Source organism: Parasphingorhabdus sp., from assembly GCF_039939955.1.
GTDB lineage: Bacteria > Pseudomonadota > Alphaproteobacteria > Sphingomonadales > Sphingomonadaceae > Parasphingorhabdus.
Genome location: NZ_JBDVHS010000006.1, coordinates 1 through 19,926, shown reverse-complemented (window position 1 = coordinate 19,926; position 19,926 = coordinate 1). Strand labels below are relative to the sequence as shown.

Annotated in this window: 18 protein-coding genes; 11 read left to right on the top strand and 7 right to left on the bottom strand. The window is 54.8% G+C overall.

The window, feature by feature from the left end; translation table 11 throughout:
* Positions 1-21 precede the first annotated feature (21 nt).
* The 5 genes from rpsO (at position 22) to ligA (ending at position 7,539) form a co-directional block, all read left to right on the top strand.
* Positions 22-291, top strand: a complete 270-nt coding sequence (rpsO, locus tag ABJG22_RS11275; protein WP_348020373.1) for a 30S ribosomal protein S15 — start codon at positions 22-24, stop codon at positions 289-291.
* 176 nt (positions 292-467) lie between these two features.
* Positions 468-2,729 carry a polyribonucleotide nucleotidyltransferase gene (gene pnp / locus ABJG22_RS11270; protein ID WP_348020372.1) on the top strand — a complete coding sequence of 754 codons (2,262 nt, stop codon included), beginning with the start codon at positions 468-470 and terminating at the stop codon, positions 2,727-2,729.
* 190 nt (positions 2,730-2,919) lie between these two features.
* Positions 2,920-3,702 carry an outer membrane protein assembly factor BamD gene (locus ABJG22_RS11265; protein WP_348020371.1) on the top strand — a complete coding sequence of 261 codons (783 nt, stop codon included), beginning with the start codon at positions 2,920-2,922 and terminating at the stop codon, positions 3,700-3,702.
* Between the two features lie 57 nt (positions 3,703-3,759).
* The gene (recN, locus tag ABJG22_RS11260) at positions 3,760-5,424 is read left to right on the top strand and encodes a DNA repair protein RecN (RefSeq protein ID WP_348020370.1); all 1,665 of its coding nucleotides are present in this window, start codon (positions 3,760-3,762) and stop codon (positions 5,422-5,424) included.
* 6 nt (positions 5,425-5,430) lie between these two features.
* Positions 5,431-7,539: an NAD-dependent DNA ligase LigA gene (gene ligA, locus ABJG22_RS11255; protein ID WP_348020903.1), complete on the top strand. Its 2,109-nt coding sequence runs from the start codon at positions 5,431-5,433 to the stop codon at positions 7,537-7,539.
* Positions 7,540-7,556: 17 nt separating this feature from the next.
* Here the strand turns inward: ligA and ABJG22_RS11250 are convergent, their stop codons facing one another.
* Entirely contained in the window at positions 7,557-9,017 is a 1,461-nt protein-coding gene (locus tag ABJG22_RS11250; RefSeq protein ID WP_348020369.1) for an MFS transporter, read from the bottom strand.
* Between the two features lie 333 nt (positions 9,018-9,350).
* On the opposite strand from ABJG22_RS11250, the gene ABJG22_RS11245 reads away from it, so the two are divergent.
* A complete protein-coding gene (locus ABJG22_RS11245) occupies positions 9,351-10,124 on the top strand; it encodes a glutathione S-transferase (RefSeq protein WP_348020368.1) in 774 nt (257 codons plus the stop codon).
* Positions 10,125-10,221: 97 nt separating this feature from the next.
* Here the strand turns inward: ABJG22_RS11245 and ABJG22_RS11240 are convergent, their stop codons facing one another.
* Positions 10,222-11,076, bottom strand: a complete 855-nt coding sequence (locus ABJG22_RS11240) for a sterol desaturase family protein (protein ID WP_348020367.1) — start codon at positions 11,074-11,076, stop codon at positions 10,222-10,224.
* A 90-nt stretch (positions 11,077-11,166) separates the two neighbouring features.
* On the opposite strand from ABJG22_RS11240, the gene ABJG22_RS11235 reads away from it, so the two are divergent.
* Complete coding sequence (locus tag ABJG22_RS11235) at positions 11,167-11,835, top strand: Crp/Fnr family transcriptional regulator (protein WP_348020366.1); 669 nt, start codon at positions 11,167-11,169, stop codon at positions 11,833-11,835.
* Here ABJG22_RS11235 and ABJG22_RS11230 read toward each other — a convergent pair whose 3' ends face one another.
* On the bottom strand, positions 11,836-12,510 hold the full coding sequence (locus ABJG22_RS11230; RefSeq protein ID WP_348020365.1) for a TIGR02117 family protein: 675 nt from the start codon (positions 12,508-12,510) through the stop codon (positions 11,836-11,838). It lies immediately after the preceding gene.
* Between the two features lie 41 nt (positions 12,511-12,551).
* Between ABJG22_RS11230 and phhA the strand changes: the two genes are divergently transcribed.
* Entirely contained in the window at positions 12,552-13,448 is an 897-nt protein-coding gene (phhA, locus tag ABJG22_RS11225; protein ID WP_348020364.1) for a phenylalanine 4-monooxygenase, read from the top strand.
* 36 nt (positions 13,449-13,484) lie between these two features.
* Here phhA and ABJG22_RS11220 read toward each other — a convergent pair whose 3' ends face one another.
* The 4 genes from ABJG22_RS11220 to ABJG22_RS11205 are packed head-to-tail and all read right to left on the bottom strand — an operon-like array spanning position 13,485 to position 17,798.
* Entirely contained in the window at positions 13,485-14,468 is a 984-nt protein-coding gene (locus ABJG22_RS11220; RefSeq protein ID WP_348020363.1) for a 50S ribosomal protein L11 methyltransferase, read from the bottom strand.
* Between the two features lie 12 nt (positions 14,469-14,480).
* A complete protein-coding gene (locus tag ABJG22_RS11215) occupies positions 14,481-16,361 on the bottom strand; it encodes an ABC-F family ATP-binding cassette domain-containing protein (RefSeq protein WP_348020362.1) in 1,881 nt (626 codons plus the stop codon).
* Between the two features lie 46 nt (positions 16,362-16,407).
* On the bottom strand, positions 16,408-17,088 hold the full coding sequence (locus ABJG22_RS11210) for a spermidine synthase (protein WP_348020361.1): 681 nt from the start codon (positions 17,086-17,088) through the stop codon (positions 16,408-16,410).
* On the bottom strand, positions 17,085-17,798 hold the full coding sequence (locus ABJG22_RS11205) for an SDR family oxidoreductase (protein WP_348020360.1): 714 nt from the start codon (positions 17,796-17,798) through the stop codon (positions 17,085-17,087). Before ABJG22_RS11205 ends, ABJG22_RS11210 begins: the two co-directional genes overlap by 4 nt.
* A 199-nt stretch (positions 17,799-17,997) precedes the next feature.
* On the opposite strand from ABJG22_RS11205, the gene sdhC reads away from it, so the two are divergent.
* The 3 genes from sdhC to ABJG22_RS11190 all read left to right on the top strand — a co-directional run.
* Positions 17,998-18,408: a succinate dehydrogenase, cytochrome b556 subunit gene (gene sdhC / locus ABJG22_RS11200; protein WP_348020359.1), complete on the top strand. Its 411-nt coding sequence runs from the start codon at positions 17,998-18,000 to the stop codon at positions 18,406-18,408.
* Positions 18,409-18,423: 15 nt separating this feature from the next.
* Complete coding sequence (sdhD, locus tag ABJG22_RS11195) at positions 18,424-18,813, top strand: succinate dehydrogenase, hydrophobic membrane anchor protein (RefSeq protein WP_348020358.1); 390 nt, start codon at positions 18,424-18,426, stop codon at positions 18,811-18,813.
* Positions 18,813-19,926: FAD-binding protein (locus ABJG22_RS11190; RefSeq protein ID WP_348020357.1), on the top strand; the 1,114-nt coding region annotated here is incomplete at its 3' end. The genes sdhD and ABJG22_RS11190, both read left to right, overlap by 1 nt.

Here is a 19,926-nt window from a genome sequence, read left to right as displayed (position 1 = left end):
TGTTCGAAGGAATGAAAATAAATGACGATTACTGTAGAAAAAAAGCAAGAACTGATCAAAAAATTCGGCCAGACAAAGGGCGATACCGGTTCTCCAGAAGTTCAGGTTGCGGTGCTCACCGAGCGGATTGTGAACCTGACCGAGCATTTTAAAGGTCACCATAAAGATCACCACTCTCGTCGTGGTTTGCTGATGATGGTAAACAAACGTCGCAGCTTGCTGGACTATCTTCGCAAAAAAGACGTGGAACGTTATGCGAAGTTGATCAAAGACCTAGGTCTCCGGAAATAAGAAATTTGAAGGCGGCTCCCATGTGGGGGCCGTTTTCGCATTGGACATCGCAGCAATAAGGCGGTGATGTCTTTCGAACGGGGCACAAATGGCCCCGAACCGCTGTTCAGCCGGATTGCTGGACACAAGAAAGCCCCCGCACTGCATAGGGCAGGCGGGACAAAGGAAATATACGAATGTTTGATGTAAAAAAAGTCGAAATGGAATGGGGCGGACAAACCCTCACCCTCGAAACGGGCCGTATTGCCCGTCAGGCTGATGGCGCAGTGCTTGCGACCCTCGGCGAAACGGTTGTGCTGTGCGCAGTGACCGCCGCAAAATCGGTACGCGAAGGACAGGACTTCTTCCCGCTGACCGTTCACTATCAGGAAAAATTCTCAGCCGCTGGACGTATCCCAGGTGGCTTCTTCAAGCGCGAAGGCCGTGCGACGGAAAAAGAAACGCTGACATCGCGTTTGATTGACCGTCCTTGCCGTCCGCTATTCCCAGAGGGTTTCTACAACGAAATCAACGTAATCTGTCAGGTGATGAGCTATGACGGTGTCAACGAGCCCGATATTCTGGCTATGGTTGCAGCATCTGCTGCTCTGACCATCTCCGGCGTTCCTTTCATGGGCCCAATTGGTGCGGCTCGTGTGGGTTACAAAGAAGGCGAATATCAGCTGAACCCATCTATGGAAGAAGTCGCTACCGGCGAACTCGACCTTGTGGTTGCTGCGACACCTGGCGCTGTGATGATGGTTGAATCGGAAGCAAAAGAGCTTTCCGAAGAAGTCATGCTTGGCGCCGTTCAATTCGCGCATGAAGCGTCCAAGGACGTTGCTGGCCTGATCATCGATCTGGCTGAACAGGCTGCGAAAGAACCTTGGCAGCTTGATGCTGGCGAAGACAATAGCGATATCAAAGAAGCCCTGCGCAAGCTGGTCGGAAAAGATATTGCTGCGGCTTATAAGAAAACCGATAAATCAGAGCGTAGCGACGCTTTGAATGCGGTTCGGGAAAAAGCCAAAGAAAAATATGCTGACGAAGATGGCCAGACCCAGATGACCGCTGGCAAGATGGTCAAGAAACTGGAAGCTGAAATCGTTCGCGGAGCCATCATCAAAGACGGCACCCGTATCGATGGCCGTAAGCTTGATCAGGTTCGTCCGATTGAAGCCATGGTTGGCTTGCTGCCGCGGACCCATGGTTCGTCGCTCTTCACCCGCGGTGAAACACAGGCAATCGTGACCACGACCCTGGGCACCAAAGATGCAGAACAGATGATCGATGGTCTCGACGGTCTGAGCTACACCAACTTCATGCTGCACTATAACTTCCCACCATATTCGGTTGGCGAAGTAGGGCGTTTTGGTTTCACCAGCCGCCGCGAAACCGGTCATGGTAAGCTTGCTTTCCGCGCGCTTCGTCCGGTACTGCCGACAGTAGAAGACTTCCCATATACCATTCGGGTTTTGTCCGACATTACCGAATCTAACGGCTCCTCTTCGATGGCGACCGTTTGTGGCGGTTCGCTTGCGATGATGGATGCTGGTGTGCCTTTGGCGCGTCCGGTTTCCGGTATTGCGATGGGCCTGATCCTCGAAGGCACCGACTTTGCGGTTCTGTCCGACATTCTCGGCGACGAAGATCATCTCGGCGACATGGATTTCAAGGTTGCGGGTTCCGAAAAAGGTATCACTTCCTTGCAGATGGACATCAAGGTAGCCGGCATTACGCAGGAAATCATGAAGTCTGCTCTGGAACAAGCCAGTGGCGGTCGTGCTCATATCCTGGGTGAAATGTCGAAAGCACTGAACAGCGTTCGTACCGAAATGTCCGAACATGCTCCGCGCATCGAAACATTGCAGATCAACAAAGAGAAGATCCGTGACGTTATTGGTACCGGTGGCAAAGTGATCCGCGAAATCGTTGCGGAAACTGGTGCGAAGGTCGATATCGACGACGAAGGTCTGATCAAGGTTTCTTCTTCTGATAAGTCCCAGATTGATGCGGCGATCGCATGGATCAAAGGCCTTGTTGAAGAAGCTGAAGTTGGCAAAATCTATGACGGTAAGGTCGTTAACCTCGTCGACTTTGGTGCTTTTGTGAACTTCATGGGCGGCAAGGACGGTCTCGTTCACGTTTCTGAAATTAAGAATGAGCGTGTCGAAAAAGTCGCTGATGAACTGAGCGAAGGTCAGGCTGTTAAGGTCAAGGTTCTTGAAATCGATCAGCGCGGCAAGGTGCGTTTGTCGATGCGGGTTGTTGATCAGGAAACTGGTGAAGAGCTGGAAGACACCCGTCCTCCGCGCGAAAACAAGCCACGCGGCCCTCGTCGTGATGGCGGTGGTGGTCGCGGACGTGGCCGTGACGGCGGCGGACGTGGTCGGAAAAATGATGGTCCAAAGGATGAAGGCGGCGACATTCCATTGCCTTCTTCGATCACCGAAGACTAAACTTTTCCAATATTGTTAAAAAAAGGGCTCGGAGCGATCCGGGCCCTTTTTTATGGGAAAAATGATCCGCCAAATCGCTGGATTAATCTCCGGTAAAGCTCAAAGAGAACAAGGAAGGTCATTCTGTTCCAGCGGCTTTTTTTGCTTTACTCTTGGCTGGATGAAAACAAGCGGTTAAGAGGTCTTCCATATGAAAAAACACATTCTTAAATGGGCCGCTTTGGGTCTTTCCGCTTCCCTTCTTTCCGGCTGTGCCATGTTTGGTGGCAGCGGCGGCAGTGGTACTGACACCCGTTATGTTGCCCGTGATGTCGACACGCTCTACAATGCTGCAAAAGATCGGCTTGATAGCGGTCAGCACAAGATTGCCGCTGCGCTGTTTGACGAAGTCGAGCGTCAGCATCCCTATTCGCCCTGGGCCCGTCGCGCACAGCAGATGAGCGCGTTCAGCTATTATCTAGCGGCCGATTATAACAAGGCGATCGAGTCATCCCGTCGGTTCCTGTCGATTCATCCCGGCAACAAAGATGCGCCTTATGCTTATTATCTGATCGCGCTTTGCTATTATGAGCAGATCAGCGATGTCACCCGTGACCAGAAGATCACCGAACAGGCGCTGTCGTCTTTGGGTGAGGTTGCCCGTCGTTACCCCAATTCGCGCTATGCTGCGGATGCCAAACTGAAAATGGATCTGGTCAACGACCATCTGGCTGGCAAGGAAATGGAAATCGGCCGCTTTTATCAGCGTCGTGGCAAGTGGCTTGCTGCGACCATCCGCTTTCGGACGGTGATCGAGAAATATCAGACCACGACTCATACGCCAGAAGCGTTGATGCGACTCACCGAGTCCTATCTTGCACTGGGCGTTCCGACAGAAGCTAAGAAAACCACGGCTGTTCTGGGGGCCAACTATCCGGGCAGCAAATGGTATGAACGCGCTTACGACCTTGTTCACAAACATGGTGCGACATAAATCTATATGTCGCTGCAATGCGTTGCAGCTAAGGTAAACGTGTTTTAAGAGGGTCCTGTGCTGCAGTCCCTTTCCATCCGCGATATTGTCTTGATTGAAGCGCTCGATCTTGAATTTGGGTCGGGCCTGACGGTGCTGACTGGCGAAACGGGTGCGGGCAAGTCGATCTTGCTGGACAGTCTGGGCTTGGCACTGGGCAATCGGGCGGACAGCGGCCTGGTTCGTCAGGGTACGGAAAAAGCCCAAGTGACGGCCAGTTTCGCTCCGCCTGTCGCCGGTAGTAAGCTTGCCGCAACGCTAGACGACAATGATATTGAAATTGAACCGGGTGAACCGTTGATTATCAAGCGTTCGGTCAAAGCTGACGGCGGTAGCCGGGCCTTTATCAATGACCAGCCTTGCTCGGCGGCTTTGCTCCGTGCGGTTGGCGGGCAACTGATTGAAATCCATGGACAACATGATGATCGCGGTATGATCAACCCCAAGGGCCATCGCGCTTTGCTGGATGCATTTGCCGGTGTTGAAGGCACTGCAGTTGGCGAGGCATATCAAGCCTGGCAGGCCGCAAAAACGACACTGGAACAGGCAAAGGACGATCAGGAATCCGCGGAAAAAGACCGCGAATATCTGGAGCATAGCGTTGCCGAACTTTCGAAATTCGGCCCGGAACCGGGGGAAGAGCAAGAGCTGGCTCTCGAACGGGCGACGATGATGAAGGGCGAGAAGCTGACCGGCGATCTCGAAGCGATCCGTTCGGTTTTTGATGGCTCGAACGGAGGGCTGGCGTCGCTGCGATCTGCGGCGCGGCGGCTAGACCGGATTGCCGAGGATCATCCTTTGCTGAAAGAGGCGCTGGAGTCGCTGGACCGGTCGATTATCGATGCCGGTGAAGCGGAGGAAAAGCTCAATGATGCAGCAGCTGCGCTGAGTTTCGACCCGCAGCGACTCGACGATATGGAGACCCGGCTTTTCGATCTGAGAGGGCTGGCGCGGAAGCATCGGGTGGAGCCTGACAAGCTTTCGGACTTGCTCGATGAATTGCAGAAAAAGCTGGCGGCGATCAGTGATGGCGGCAAGACATTGGAAGGATTGGAAGCATCTTTGGCCTCCGCCAGAAAATCCTACATTGTCGCCGCGGAAAACCTGCGAGAAAAGCGGGGCAAGGCGGCGAAGGCGCTCGACAAAGCGGTCGCGGGAGAATTGGCGCCGCTCAAACTGGATGCGGCAAAATTTCGGACATTACTTGAAGAATTGCCAGAAGAGCATTGGAATAAAAGCGGAATGGAGCGGATCGAATTTCTGATTGCGACCAATCCGGGGGCTCCCCTCGCGCCTTTGGGCAAAATCGCATCCGGCGGTGAACTTTCCCGGTTCATTCTATCCCTAAAAGTTGCTTTGGCGGAAGAATATGGCCTGAAAACGATCATCTTTGACGAAGTCGACCGCGGTGTCGGCGGGGCAGTGGCCTCGGCCATCGGTGATCGGCTGTCACGGCTGTCCAACGGTGCGCAGCTGCTCGTCGTGACCCATAGCCCGCAGGTTGCCTCCAAAGGCGACGCGCATATGCTGATCAACAAGTCGCGGAGCGGCACCGTATCGCGTACCGATGTCCGCGCACTGGACGATGAGGGCCGGAGGCAAGAGATCGCACGGATGCTGTCGGGCGCGGATGTGACCGATGAGGCGAGGGCGCAAGCGGACCGGTTGCTGGAGCGGGGATAAGTGACCATGGCCTCTATCGAAACCATCTCCGAAGCCGATGCCGCGAACGAACTCATGCGTCTCGCGCGCACGATTGCGAAGCATAACAAGCTTTATCACGCAGAAGACACGCCTGAGATATCCGACGCGGAATATGACACGCTGGTGCGGCGGAATAATGAGCTGGAAGAGGCTTTTCCGCATCTGGTGCGAGAGAATAGCCCGAACAAGTTGGTTGGCGCGGCGGTCGCGGCTTCGCCTTTGTCGAAAGTCGCGCATGAACAGCGCATGATGAGCCTCGACAACGGCTTTTCCGATGAAGATATAGCCGAATGGCTGGCACGGGTGCGGCGGTTTTTGAACCTGCCGGAAGACGAGCCGGTGGCGGTGACGGCGGAGGACAAGATTGATGGGCTGTCCTGCTCATTGCGCTACGAAAAGGGCAAGCTTGTGCTCGCCGCGACGCGCGGGGATGGGCAGGTGGGCGAGGATGTGACCGCCAATGTGCGGATGATTTCCGATATTCCCGATACCCTATCCGGCAATGTCCCGGACCTGTTCGAGATCCGCGGCGAAGTCTATATGGCTAAGGCCGATTTTGCCGGCCTCAACGAGCGGTTGATGGACGAAGGCAAGGCGGATGCGCTGGCCAAGAATGTCGATTTTGATCCGGAGAAAATCCGCCAGTTCGCCAATCCCCGCAACGCGGCCGCCGGTTCGTTGCGGCAGAAGGATGCCAATATCACGGCAAAGCGGCCGCTGAAATTCTGGGCCCATGGCTGGGGCGTGCATAGCGGATTGCCAGCGGATACGTCTTTTGCCGTGGCCAAGGCGATGGAAAGCTGGGGCGTACCGCTATCGCCTTTGGTCAAACGCTTTGAAACGCTGGAAGAGATACTAGCCCATTATCGTCATATCGAGGCGGAACGGGCCGATCTGGATTATGATATCGACGGCGTGGTCTATAAGGTCGACCGGCTCGACTGGCAGCAACGGCTTGGTTTTGTCGCCAAGGCGCCGCGCTGGGCCTTGGCGCATAAATTTCCCGCGGAACAAGCACAGACGACGCTGGAGAGCATTGATATCCAGGTTGGGCGTACGGGCAAGCTGACGCCGGTTGGGCGCCTGAAACCCGTCACCGTGGGCGGCGTGGTTGTTTCCAACGTCACATTGCACAATCGCGATGAAGTCGAACGGCTTGGCGTCCGTCCGGGCGACCGGGTGGTGATCCAGCGGGCAGGGGACGTGATCCCGCAAGTGGTCGAGAATCTGACGCGCGACGAAGAGCGCGAAGCCTATGAGTTCCCGGACCATTGCCCGGAATGCAATAGCGAAGCAGTCGCCGAAGAAGGCGAGGTCGATGTGCGTTGCACCGGCGGCCTGATCTGTCCGGCGCAGCGGTTCCAGCGACTGGTGCATTTCGTCTCGCGGGTGGCGCTGGATATTGACGGTCTGGGCGAGAAAAGCATCGGCGAGTTTATCGAGGCGGGTTTCATCGAAAGCCCCGCCGATATCTTCCGTCTGCACAAGCATCGCGCCGAAATCCTCGTCCGTGATCGGTGGCAGGACAAGTCTGTGGATAATTTGTTGGAGGCTGTGGAAAAGAAACGCCAGCCTGACGCGGCCCGATTGCTGTTCGGTTTAGGCATCAGGCATATCGGAACGGTGACGGCGCGGGACCTGCTCAAGAATTTCACGACTTTGCCCAAACTAGCCGAAATCGGCAAAGCGGCACGTGACGACGAAGCGGTGCGCGAGGAAATTACCGCCATTGACGGCGTTGGTCCCACTGTCGCGCAGGCGCTGGCTGACTTTTTCCACGAACCCCACAATGTTGCGGTCTGGGATGATTTGCTCGGCGAAGTCTCTCCGCCTGACTATATCGTCGAAACCCGCGACAGTTCGGTCGCCGGCAAAACCGTCGTTTTTACCGGCAAGCTGGAAACGATGAGCCGCGACGAAGCCAAGGCGCAGGCCGAGGCTTTGGGGGCAAAGGCATCCGGTTCGGTGAGCGCGAAGACTGATCTGCTGGTCGCTGGTCCCGGTGCGGGGTCAAAAATGAAAAAAGCGGCAGAGCTTGGAATCGAAGTGATCGACGAAGCGGGCTGGGCAGAAATTGTGAAAGCAGCGGGTTAGACCAGGCTAGTCAAAGCTTATGGCGTATCACTTTTGCGCGCTGCCAGTTCTTTCAGCGTTTCTTCGTGCGTGTTCCGATCAATTTTATAGAAGCTGATGATCGTCAGGACGGTGGCAAATAATACCAAGACTGTCGGAACGTAGATCGCACCAAGTTTCCACAAGGTTTCATCAGATAGTTCGCCCTGCGTCGCTCCGGTGGCCACGCCGGCGATGGATAGAACGAAGCCCGCAATGACGATACCAAAGCCTTCGCCAAATTTCCGCATGAACGTGCCTGCCGCGAAAAACAGACCTTCGGAGCGTTTTCCGGTTTTTGCTTCGCCTTGCTCGACCAGATCAGCCATCATGGATGCGGCGAGGATTTGATAACATACGATAAGCGCAGTATCGATTGTATTGGTGATCAAAACGAACCAGAATATCTCTGGTGTTCCATTTTCGGGAAGCACGTCAATTAATCGCAAGAATATTGGTAGCGGGACCCCGATAAAGGCCGCCAGGCCAACGATCAGCGCGCCGCGTTTCTTTCCCAGCTTTCGCGTTACGATAGGGGCCAATATTCCCCCGGAAAAAGCCGCAAAGAAAACGCCCAATGTTATCATTCCGATTTGTTCGGCAGTAAATTCCCAGAAAAAGGTGGAGAAATATAGGATCAAACCAGCCGTCAGGCCGCTGGCGATGAACGCGACCAACGATGCAAGGAATAGTGCGAAGAAAGAAGGGCTAGAAACCGTTTGATAAATTTCGGTGAAAATTTTCCTTAACGTCATGTCACGTTTCGGTTCGGCTTTTCGCAGCTTGGGTATGTAATGATGTGTGCCCAGGGCGGAGATCAAAATGGCAGTGAATATTACCAGTGATCCAATCAGCCCATAAAAGGCATAGGCATCCCGGTTAAACTGCCCATTTGTGATCGCGACGGTCACAAAGGCTGGAAAAATGAACGAGAAGGCGATGACGGTCATGGCATTACCGCCGGACCATCCAAAGAAATGGCGGAAGCTCAAGATGTTGCTGCGTTCGTCATAATCGTCGGTGAGTTCAGGGGCGAGTGCGGTGCTTGGTGTCTCATAAATCGTTATGAACGTGCGGATGGTGATGGCCAATATGACAATATACCAGAACAAAGCCTGATCGCTCCAGCCTTCCGGCGGTGTCCAAATGAAATAATAGCTCAAGGCGACGGGAATGGCCGCAGCGTACATGAAGGGATGTCTTCGCCCCCATTTTGACCGAAAATTGTCTGACCAGTAGCCGACGATTGGATCGCTGATTGCATCGAAAATCAAGGCGATCAGAATGGCCAAGCTTACCAGACGGGCGTCCACTCCGATGACTTGGGAATAGAATAGCAGGAGGAAATACTTGAGACCGGCGTCCTTGGTGCCATAAGCAGCGGAACCAAATCCATAAGCCGTTTTCGTCCAGAATGACGGTTTTTTGATGGGCGCACTGGACGCCAAAGCTTCTGTCAATCATCCTCCCCGTCGGCGCTGTAGCGCTCATATCTGGGTGGTTTTTAAGAATAGCCAAACAAAAAACCCGTCGTTGGCTTTTCCCAAAATCCCGTAATCACAACCACCTGCACTGATTAAGTTATTCCGACAAGCGGAAATTTGAAGAAATGTAAACTGGTAGAGCCTGGTCCATCAGCGATTGCAGGCCTAAACTCGACACAGGAAAATCACTCCTCAAAATAACCATTGCCGGGCAAGGTCCGATCCGGCAGGTCTGCCGCTGACAATGATTTTTACAACGTTACGGCTCACCAAAAAATAATCGGGTCGGGCATAAGGGAGGAAAATGAAATGCTTCGTATCACCACTGCCAGCTTGGCGCTTGTAGCTGCCGCATTCGCTGTACCGCAATTGGCTCAGGCACAGTCAGAACCCGCTCAAATTGCAGCCATGCCGATGCCGGATGTGACCATCTATCATCTCGAGGGCCGTCGTTCGGAGCGGGTTGTCTGGTTGATGGAAGAATTGGGACTTCCCTATGAGCTTGAATATGTGCGCGGGAATTTGGCCGCATCCATGGCCAAGGTGCATGCCTTGGGGCATGAAATGCCGATGGTGCCCACGGTGGTGATCGGTGACCAGATTCTGGTGGAATCCGGCGCGATCATTGAAACCATTTTGAACCGCTATGCACCAGGCAAATTGGGACCGGCGCGGGACAGTGAATATTATCCGGAATATCTGATGTGGATGCATTATGCGGAGGGTTCGCTCTCGGCCCGCTTGTTCAGCGATTATCGTGCATGGCGGACCAATCCACCGACGGTTAGATCCCGGCTTGTCGACAGTGAAGCGGTGGTGCAGTTTTCGGAAAATTATCTCGCGAAAAACCCCTATTTCGGGGGCGCTGAATTTTCAGCGGCCGATATCATGATGCTCTTTCCGCTCAACGTGGCAACCGGACTGAACCTCGTCGAAACCAAAAAATTTCCGAATATCGCAGCTTGGAAAGAGAAAATGCAGTCCCGGCCCGCCTATCAGAGAATGCTGGCGGCGGCCCGACCGGATGGAATGATCGGCAATCTACCGCCGATTAGCCAGCGCCCTCCATCGGAACGCAAATAGCGAAGGGGCAAACTGGACTGGTTCCCTTCTTGAAGTACGGCGGCCGTTCATACGCAACGCGAGCGACCGCCGAACCTCTCCCCCAAGAAGCTTTGTTTCAAGTTTTTGCAGCGGCCTCGATCGCGGCCAATTCCCTCACGCCATGTCCGCCTTCCTTATTCTCTGGAAAGATCGGCCAAGCCAGTTGTTGCCCTAAAGTTGCCGGTGCTAGATTTTCAACACCATAGCTGTCGGGATAGCGGCGGGTGATCTTGGCGGTTCCAAACAACACGTCCCAGAAGAACAGTAGATTGCCGAAATTGCCCTTATAATTGGTCACTCCGTCGCTCAGGTGCCGGCCATGATGGGCGTGGTGTGTTGCGGGTGTCGATATCGTGCGTTCCACGACCCACATGACCGGGGAAAGCCATTTGATTTTATAGAGGGGCTCATCCCATGCGACATCGCTATGTGCGCCAATGATGATGGCCATCTTGCAAATGATATAGCCAACATAGACCCAGCCAAGCCCGAGATAGATCAGCGCACCGGAGAACCAGATGCTGGGCATGGTGAGATAATAGAAAATATTGTTCCGGTAGACCAAGCGCACGCTCATATAGCGGGCATTATGATGCGACCGGTGTAGATTGTAGAGAATGGGGACGCTGTGTGAAAGCCGGTGCCACCAATATTGCATCATATCGTCAAAAATTAGAAACAAACCGATCGCTGCGATCAACGGAATGCCCAGCAGAGCGCCCTCCCACTGAGGGGCGAACGCGCCGAGTATATATTGCGCCGCTATGATGATAAAGGGTTGGGTGACGACCAGCAGCAGGAACGAACCGATGATTTCGACAAAAGCATCATCGCGTGTTTGTTCCGACTTGTGAAACAGATTGGTCCGGAAAAATTCCAACAGTCCGAAAAGAAGGAAGATTGCCGTTATCGCCATAACTTCAGGCCGCATAATTTCTCTCCGAGAGGGTGGCTTGCGAATATTGGATAGCGGATGTATGCACATGTAAATGCAAACAAGTTATCATTCTGGAAGATTTTCATGAACGATGCCGCCCCGTTGGCCGGAACCGGCTTCATCAAGGGACTTCCCGAACAGCTGCGCGCGGACTTGTTAGCGCGTGGTCAGCGGCGATCTTTCGAGAGAGGGCAGATCATCCAGCAGCGCGGTGATTTGGCGCGTGAATTCTGGTATATTGAGCGGGGATCGGTACAAATCGGTCGCTATGGCATCGACGGGCGATTGACTTTATTTTCGTTGATTGGTGCAGGCGACACATTTGGCGAACTGGCGTTCATGGGCGAGTTTCCGAGGACTGTGGATGCGATTGCCGGTACAGATTGCTCCCTGATCAAAATTGGCGACGGCGAGCTGCAGAGTCTGATGGAATCGAATCCGGTGATGGTAAGGTTGCTGCTCAAGACGATGGCGCTCACCGTGCAGGAAGCGATCAACCTGGTCGAATCCAGTCGAAGTCTCTCGGTTCCACAAAGACTGGCGCAGGCGCTGCTCCAGCTGTGCGGCAATCAGGACAATGGAGCCGAGGTTATTGCGATCCAACAGGATTTGGCGGATCTATTGGGTGTTTCGCGTGTGTCATTGGGTAAGGCCCTGACCAAATTGCAGGCCGCTGGTCTGATCGAGCCGGGATATGGCTTCGTAACGATTACAGATCGCGCCGGTTTGAAGAGAATGCTCGCCAGCCAATAGCTATTCTGCGGTTTCGGGCAGCCAGCGCATCACACCCCTTTGAAATGGAGTCCAAAGCCCGGTGCGAATGCCGGCCTGTCGGAGGACATCGCTGGTCCAGCTGTTGCAAGTGTGGAACGCGCTATATCGGCCGTGTGATTGATAGAATAGGTCGGACTGGCCATAGCCCGGTGACGGTTGTGGGCGGCCGTGTTCGTCGAGCAGAAATTTGGCTTCAATGGCCGCCGCGATTGTGCGATATTCGGTCTCACTGACTTTCAGGCTCCGGCGATAATGAGGATAAGCCTGTGGATAGTTCAGGTGATAGATGTGGATAAGGACATCTTCGCTGCCAAAAATTGCACTTATGGCGTCACTTGGCCGTAGATCGCTCCATTTTTGAGTATTGCGATAGACGCCTTCATGACCCCAGCCGACCAAAATATGACTGCCGTAGCGCGCCGGGTCCGCAAGATGTTCGGGCCGGATCAACGGCGTCCAGTCATGGATATCGCTCCATAGTGGCATGACGATACCGGTGTGTATGCCATTGGTTTCTATAAACAGTTCGACACCATCATCCGGACTTTGCCAATCCGAATTGGCCGGTAGAAGGCTGCCGACCAGAGCGGCAAGAAGATAGAGCGCGACCATCGCTCCCAGCGCGCAAACAATGCGTCTCAACCATTTCCGCACTAAAGTTGCCATCGAAACCTTTTCTGCTGTAAGATACGGAAATGTTGACATCCCCCGATCCAGACAACCATGTCTATGACAAGCCGCCAGCACACGCAAATGCTGACTGGACCATTGATCAGGACTGGCAAAGCTATTCCGCCGAAGATCATGAGACGTGGGATATTTTGTTCGCAAGACAGCAGAAAATGCTGCCGGGCAGGGCGGCTCAGGCGTTTCTCGACGGTATCGATATATTACATCTGTCGCAGCCGGGTATTCCTGACTTTGAAGAGCTCAACCGGATATTGATGGACGCCACCGGTTGGCAGGTCGTGGCGGTGCCCGGCCTGGTGCCCGATGACGTGTTTTTTGATCATCTCGCTAACCGGCGCTTTGTCTCGGGCAATTTTATCCGGCAGCGCGATCAGCTGGACTACCTGCAGGAACCGGATATTTTCCACGATGTGTTCGGCCATGTACCAATGCTCGCGGATAAACGGTTTGGAGACTATATGGCCGCTTATGGTCGCGGTGGATTGCGGGCTCTGAAATTCGGTACGCTGAAACAGCTGGCACGGCTATATTGGTATACCGTGGAATTCGGTCTAATTCAGGAAGCAGAAGGCCTGCGCATCTATGGCGCGGGTATCGTCTCCAGCTACGGTGAGAGCGTCTTTGCGCTCGACGATCCCAGCCCCAACCGGATCATGTTCGATCTCGAACGGGTTTTGCGTAGCGAATATCGGATCGATGATTATCAGCAGAATTATTTTGTCATTCCCGGTCTCGACGAGCTGTTGCGGGTGACGGTCGAGACGGACTTTAAGCCGGTCTATGAGAAAATCGCTGGTTTGCCCGATATCAAAATCGCTGATATTGTGGATGGGGATGAGTTGCTGACCATAGGGACGCAGGCTTATGCCCAATCACAAGCCGGTGATGCTGCTGTCGTCTGATTAAATGATTTGATCATCCGGTGCGGAACACAAAGTTCAGCACTCCCCGAAATAATCAGAAGCTAACGGTGACTTCTTCTTATGCGGTTTGCGGATCCAGCCATATTTTCTGGATTTGACCAAGGTTAGGCACGGCCATTCATTTTCGAGATGGCTGTGCTTGAGGCGGAAACCTCCCCGAACATAGGCGCGCACAACATCTGGCTTTTGGCGGGTCAACAACCCGGCCAACAGGAGCACTGTTCCGGGGCTGGCACCCGCCGCTATTTGTGGAGCAAGCGATACAAGAGGTCCCGCGAGTATATTGGCGATGATCAGATCAAAAGGCGCGCGTTGTTTGAGCGCCGGATGATCCAGACCATTGCTCTGAACGAGTCGGATATGGCTGCGGCCGTTGCCTTGTTCGATTGCGTTTAACTGGGCGTTGGATTCGGTGACGGTCACCGCAATGGGATCAATGTCGCTGGCGATGATCTTTGCATTTGGCCAGAGATGATGGGCGGCAAAAGCCAATAGGCCCGTTCCCGTTCCAACATCAGCAATGTTCCGGAACCGGTGGCCGGTCCGCTTCAGCCGATCCAGACTATTCAAACAGCCCATCGTAGTCTCGTGATGACCGGTGCCAAAGGCCTGCCCGGCATCGATGCAGATATTGATCAGTTTTCGATCAGAAGATGGCTCGTCCTGGGACGTGTGAACATGGAAACGTCCGGCGCGCAGCGGCTCAAGGCCTTGCTGGCTCATGGTCACCCAATCCTCGTCTCCCAGCTTTTCGACAACGGGTTGGTAACCAGACTTCTCTGTCGAGGGTGAGAGTTGCAGTAGATTTTCTATAAATTCTGAAGTGGGTTTGGTTTGGCAATAGACATCAATCATCCAATCATCTGGACGACTTGTGTCTATTTCGCTGGTGGCAATCGTCGGTATGGAATCGCTGGAGGCAACAAACAGTTGGTCTTCCGTCAGCATCTGCGCCTCGGCGCGCGTGCAGGGGAGAGAGACCTTCCAACTTTGGGTCAACTGCTGGTCCTATCAAGCATTGGCACTTTCCCGTTCCAGCTGATCGCTGGCGTCCATCCACTGGGCTTCGGCTTTGTCGAGCTTGTCCTGCGTGTCGGCGCGCAATTTCATCAAGTCAGTCATCTTTAGGCCGGCATGGTCGGGTTCGGCCGACGCAGGGTCAAACATCGCGCGGTCAATCGCTGACAACTGCGTGCCCAATGTCTGCATTGCTTTTTCAGAAGCGGTGACGGTTTTGCGCAATTCGGTTTGCTGCTTGCGCCGTTCCGCTGCGGCGCGGCGTTCTTCCTTGCGATTGCCGCCGCTGGCTTTGGACGATGATGCGCTGGGTTGGTTTCTGCCGAGAACGAAATCGGTGTAATCCTTGAGTGATCCGGAGAATTCTTGGGCCTTGCCGCTATCCACCATCACCAGGCGATCGGCGGTCAGTTCCAACATATGGCGATCATGGCTGACCAAGATGACGGCACCGCTATATTCATTAAGAGCATGTACCAGCGCTTCTCGGGCGTCGACGTCGAGATGGTTGGTTGGCTCATCGAGGATAAGCAGATGCGGTGCGTCCCGCGTGATCATCGCGAGGGCCAGCCGCGCGCGTTCGCCGCCAGACAGCTTGCCAACCTTGATTGTCGCTTTGTCACCCGAAAAACCGAAGCGTCCCAGCTGCGCGCGCACGGCACCCGGTTTCGCGTCCTTCATCAGGCGGGTCATATGCTCCAGCGGCGTGTCCGCGGTATCCAGCTCCTCGACCTGATATTGGGTAAAATAGCCAACGGTCAGTTTGCCCGATTTGTTGATTGATCCCTTTTTGGGGGCCAACTGGCTGGCGAGCAGACGGGCGAGGGTGGTCTTGCCATTACCATTGCGTCCGAGCAGCGCCGTACGATCATCCGGGTCCAAGCGCATGTTGAGGCCAGACAGGATGATATTGTCGCCATAGCCGACCGAGGCATCATCCAGCGTGATCAGTGGCGGTTTCAACTCTGCCGGGCTTGGAAAATGAAAGCTGAGCGAGGGATCATCAATCGCTGCGGCAATCGGTTCCATGCGTGAGAGCGCTTTGACGCGGCTTTGTGCTTGTTTGGCGCTATGCGCTTTTGCGCCCCAGCGGGACACGAAGGATTCCAGCTTTTCGCGCTGGGCAATCTGTTTCTCGCGGGCAGAAGCCAGTTGGGCCTGTCGTTCAGCCCGCTGTTTCTCAAACGCGTCATAGCCACCGGGATAGAGGGTCGTTGTCCCATGTTGCAGATGGAGGATATGATCCACGACATTGTTAAGCAGGTCGCGTTCGTGGCTGATCACCAATATCGTTGCCTGATAGCTGGTCAGGAAATTTTCCAGCCATAGGGTCGCTTCCAGATCAAGGTGGTTTGACGGCTCATCGAGTAGCAGAATTTCTGGCTGCGAGAACAGCAGGGCTGCGAGCGCCACGCGCATTCGCCAACCACCGGAGAAACTGTCCATCGGTTGTGTTTGTGCCGCTTCGTCAAAACCAAGGCCGATCAGAATCTTGGCCGCCCGCGCCGGTGCGCTATGGGCCTCGATCATGTTCAACCGTTCGTGAATTTCGCCGATCCGGTGCGGGTCTGTCGCGGTTTCCGCTTCCTGCAGCAATGTTGCGCGCTCTACATCAGCCGCCAGCACCGTGTCCAAGGGACTATCCTGTCCGGCAGGGGCTTCCTGGGCAATATAGCCAAGTCTTGCGTCCTTGGGGATATCGACACTGCCGTCATCGGGCTCGAGCATACCGGCAATCACCTTCATCAAGGTTGATTTGCCAGCGCCATTGCGGCCGATCATCCCGACGCGTGCACCGGGAGGCAGTGCGGCTGTCGCACCTTCTAGGATGACGGTGCCGCCAAGACGCACAGTTATATTGCTGAAATTGAGCATGGGGAGCCGTTAGCGGAGCTTGCGGTCTTTTGCTAGCGTCGTGACCCTATCTTTTCTGTGCGAACCATATCGTATGTTTTGCACCTTTGCCGTTGCTGCGGGCTGCTACGGTCTTTTCGTCGACCGCAAAGCCGGATTTACGCAGGCGCGCTGTGAACTTCGCATCGCCTTCGCTGGACCAGACCGCCAATATGCCGTTGGATCGCAGTGCCGTCTTGGCTTTCGCCAGACCCGCCATGCTATAAAGCCGGTCATTGGCTTCATGGGTCAGGCCATCGGGACCATTGTCGACATCCAGCAAAATGGCATCATATTCGCGGTCGGCCTTGTCGATGACATCGCATACATCGTCGACTGTGATGGTCACGCGGCTATCTTGGAGGGAATTTTGCGACAGTGCCGCCATCGGGCCACGCGCCCATTTCACGATCGCGGGAATCAACTCGGCCACTTCGACACGGGCCTGTGGTGGCAGGACCGACAAGGCCGCGCGCAAGGTAAAGCCCATGCCATAGCCGCCGATCAGCAGACGCGGATTTTTGACCGACAATCGCTCGCAGGTGAGGGTGGCTAGGGCTTGCTCCGAGCCGCTCAGTCGGCTGTTCATCAATTCGATGCGGCCGAGCATGATCGAATATTCATCTGCACCTTTCAGCGCGCGACGAAATAGTTTGAGCTCATCGCCGCCGGGTATTGATGCTGTGTCCAGATGTTCCCGGGCAATCATCGTACAAAGCTCGCACCATTGGCGTCGAGCACGGCTCCGGTCATGCTTGGCGGGGCATCGAGGGCGCAATAACGGGCGATGGACGCTATTTCTTCGGGTTGGGCTACCCGGCCGAGTGGAATGTCGGCCAGCAATTTATCACCGCCGCGGCTTTCCAGGTAGTCTTCCGCCATGCCGGTCATGGTGAAACCGGGACAAATGGCAAAGGCCAATATCTCTTGCGCCGCATAGCCGCGCGCGATGCTTTTGGTCATTGCGACCATACCGCCTTTGGACGCGGCATAATGCCAGTGGTCGGGACTATCGCCGCGATAGGCCGCGCGGCTCGCGATATTGATAATCCGGCCCGGTTGATCGCGCTCCTGAAAATGGAGGACCGCGAGACGGCATAGCTCGGCAGAGGTCGTCAGGTTGATCGTCATGGTCCGGTTCCAGCTTTCCAGCCAGTCATGGGCGGAGAGCGGATTGGGCTGGAACAGGCCGGCATTGTTGATCAGAACATCTATCCGGCCATCCAGACGCGCAAGTGCCTCTTCCCAGAGCCTCGATGCCGCGCCTTGTTCAGAAAAATCGGAAGCGATCAGGCCGTTGTCGCCTGCTGTGCTTTGACCGATCACCACAGCATCGTCCGAATTTAGTGATTCGACGATTGCCTTGCCAATTCCGCGACTGGCCCCGGTTACCAATATATGTTTCTTTCTATCTGCCATGTGGTTTGGTTAGTGTGGGTTGAAGAAAAGGTCCATTGATGATCCTCTTTTCGCGGGATGAAACGGTCGTTGGACCGCTTGGACTAACAAAATGCGTCAAAGGCCGCCCATCTGGTTTGCATGGCCGATGCTTTTCGCTAAGAGACCGCATCGACGTGAAAGACTCCGCATATTTGGAGCAATTGGTCAGGGGAAAATAATGGCTCAGGCACCGGGATCACCATCAAGGCCGCTATCGCCGCATTTGCAGGTTTATAAATGGGGCCCAGCAATGCTGGTCTCTATCCTTCACCGTATAACCGGTGATGCAATGGCTCTGGTTGGCATACCATTGCTGGTTTGGTGGCTCTACGCGATTTCGGCTGGGCCAGAGAGCTACGAATATTTTCTGAGTTGGTTCAACTTCTACTATGCTGGCTATATTGTGCTTGTCGGCATGAGCTTTGCCTTTTTCGAACATATGTATTCAGGTCTGCGCCATTTCGTCATGGATGCCGGTGCGGGTTATGAGTTGCAGACCAATAAAATGTGGTCGGTTGCTGTGCCTTTGGCCGCAATCATCACCACCGGCGCGATGTGGCTCTACATCGCTTCCAAGAATATTCTATAGATTAGGAATCGGAACATGGGTTCAGGAACCAATATCGGCCGGGTACGCGGCCTCGGATCGGCGCAAGAAGGCGCGCATCACTGGATAGTGCAGCGGGTGACCGCAGTGAGCAACTTGCTGCTCGCACTGTGGCTGGTTTTCTCGCTGGTCCGGCTGCCGAATTTCGATCACGCATTGCTGGTCGAATGGCTTTCCTCACCATTGGTCGCCGTACCGATGATCCTGATGCTGGTTAGCATATTCTGGCACTTGCGGCTTGGCCTGCAGGTGTTGATCGAGGATTATGTTCCTGATCATGGCGTCAAATTTGGCCTGATCGTCCTGCTCAACTTTTTCGCCATCGGCGGCGCGGCTCTGGGAATTTTCTCGGTCGCGAAAATAGCCTTTACCGGAGTGGCCGCATAATGACTGATACATCCACCCAGCCAGCCTATAAGATCATCGACCATAGCTATGACACCGTGGTTGTCGGCGCCGGAGGCTCCGGTCTGCGCGCGACCATGGGCGCAGCGGAATCAGGCCTGAAAACGGCCTGCATTACCAAGGTTTTCCCGACCCGCTCGCACACTGTTGCAGCACAGGGCGGAATCGCCGCTTCGCTGGGCAATAATACGCCCGATCACTGGCAGTGGCATATGTATGATACGGTCAAGGGCTCCGACTGGCTCGGCGATCAGGACGCGATCGAATATCTGGTGCGCGAAGCGCCTCAGGCGGTTTACGAACTGGAACATGCTGGCGTGCCTTTCTCGCGCAACGAAGACGGCACGATCTATCAGCGTCCCTTCGGTGGCCATATGCAGAATATGGGCGAGGGGCCTCCGGTCCAGCGCACCTGTGCCGCTGCCGACCGTACCGGCCACGCCATGCTGCACGCGCTTTATCAGCAGAGCCTGAAATATGACGCGGATTTCTTCATCGAATATTTCGCCATCGACCTGATCATGGAAGACGGCGAATGTCGCGGTGTGATCGCTATTTGCATGGAAGATGGTTCCATCCACCGGTTCCGCAGCCATGCTGTGGTGCTGGCCACCGGCGGTTCCGGGCGCTGCTATTTCAGCGCGACGTCCGCCCATACCTGCACCGGTGACGGTGGCGGCATGGTGCTGCGCGCGGGTCTGCCATTGCAGGACATGGAATTTGTCCAGTTTCACCCGACCGGTATTTATGGCGCGGGCGTGCTGATTACCGAAGGCGCGCGCGGCGAAGGCGGATATCTGACCAACAGCGAAGGCGAGCGTTTCATGGAACGCTATGCGCCAAGCGCCAAGGATCTTGCCAGCCGTGATGTTGTTTCGCGCTGCATGGCCACAGAAATTCGCGAAGGCCGCGGCGGCGGACCGGAGAAGGATCATATCTATCTCCATCTCGACCATATCGCGCCCGAAGTGCTTGCCGAACGGCTGCCCGGCATCACTGAAACCGGTAAGATTTTTGCTGGTGTCGACCTGACACGGGAAGCACTGCCGGTTGTGCCGACGGTCCATTATAATATGGGCGGCATTCCCTGCAACT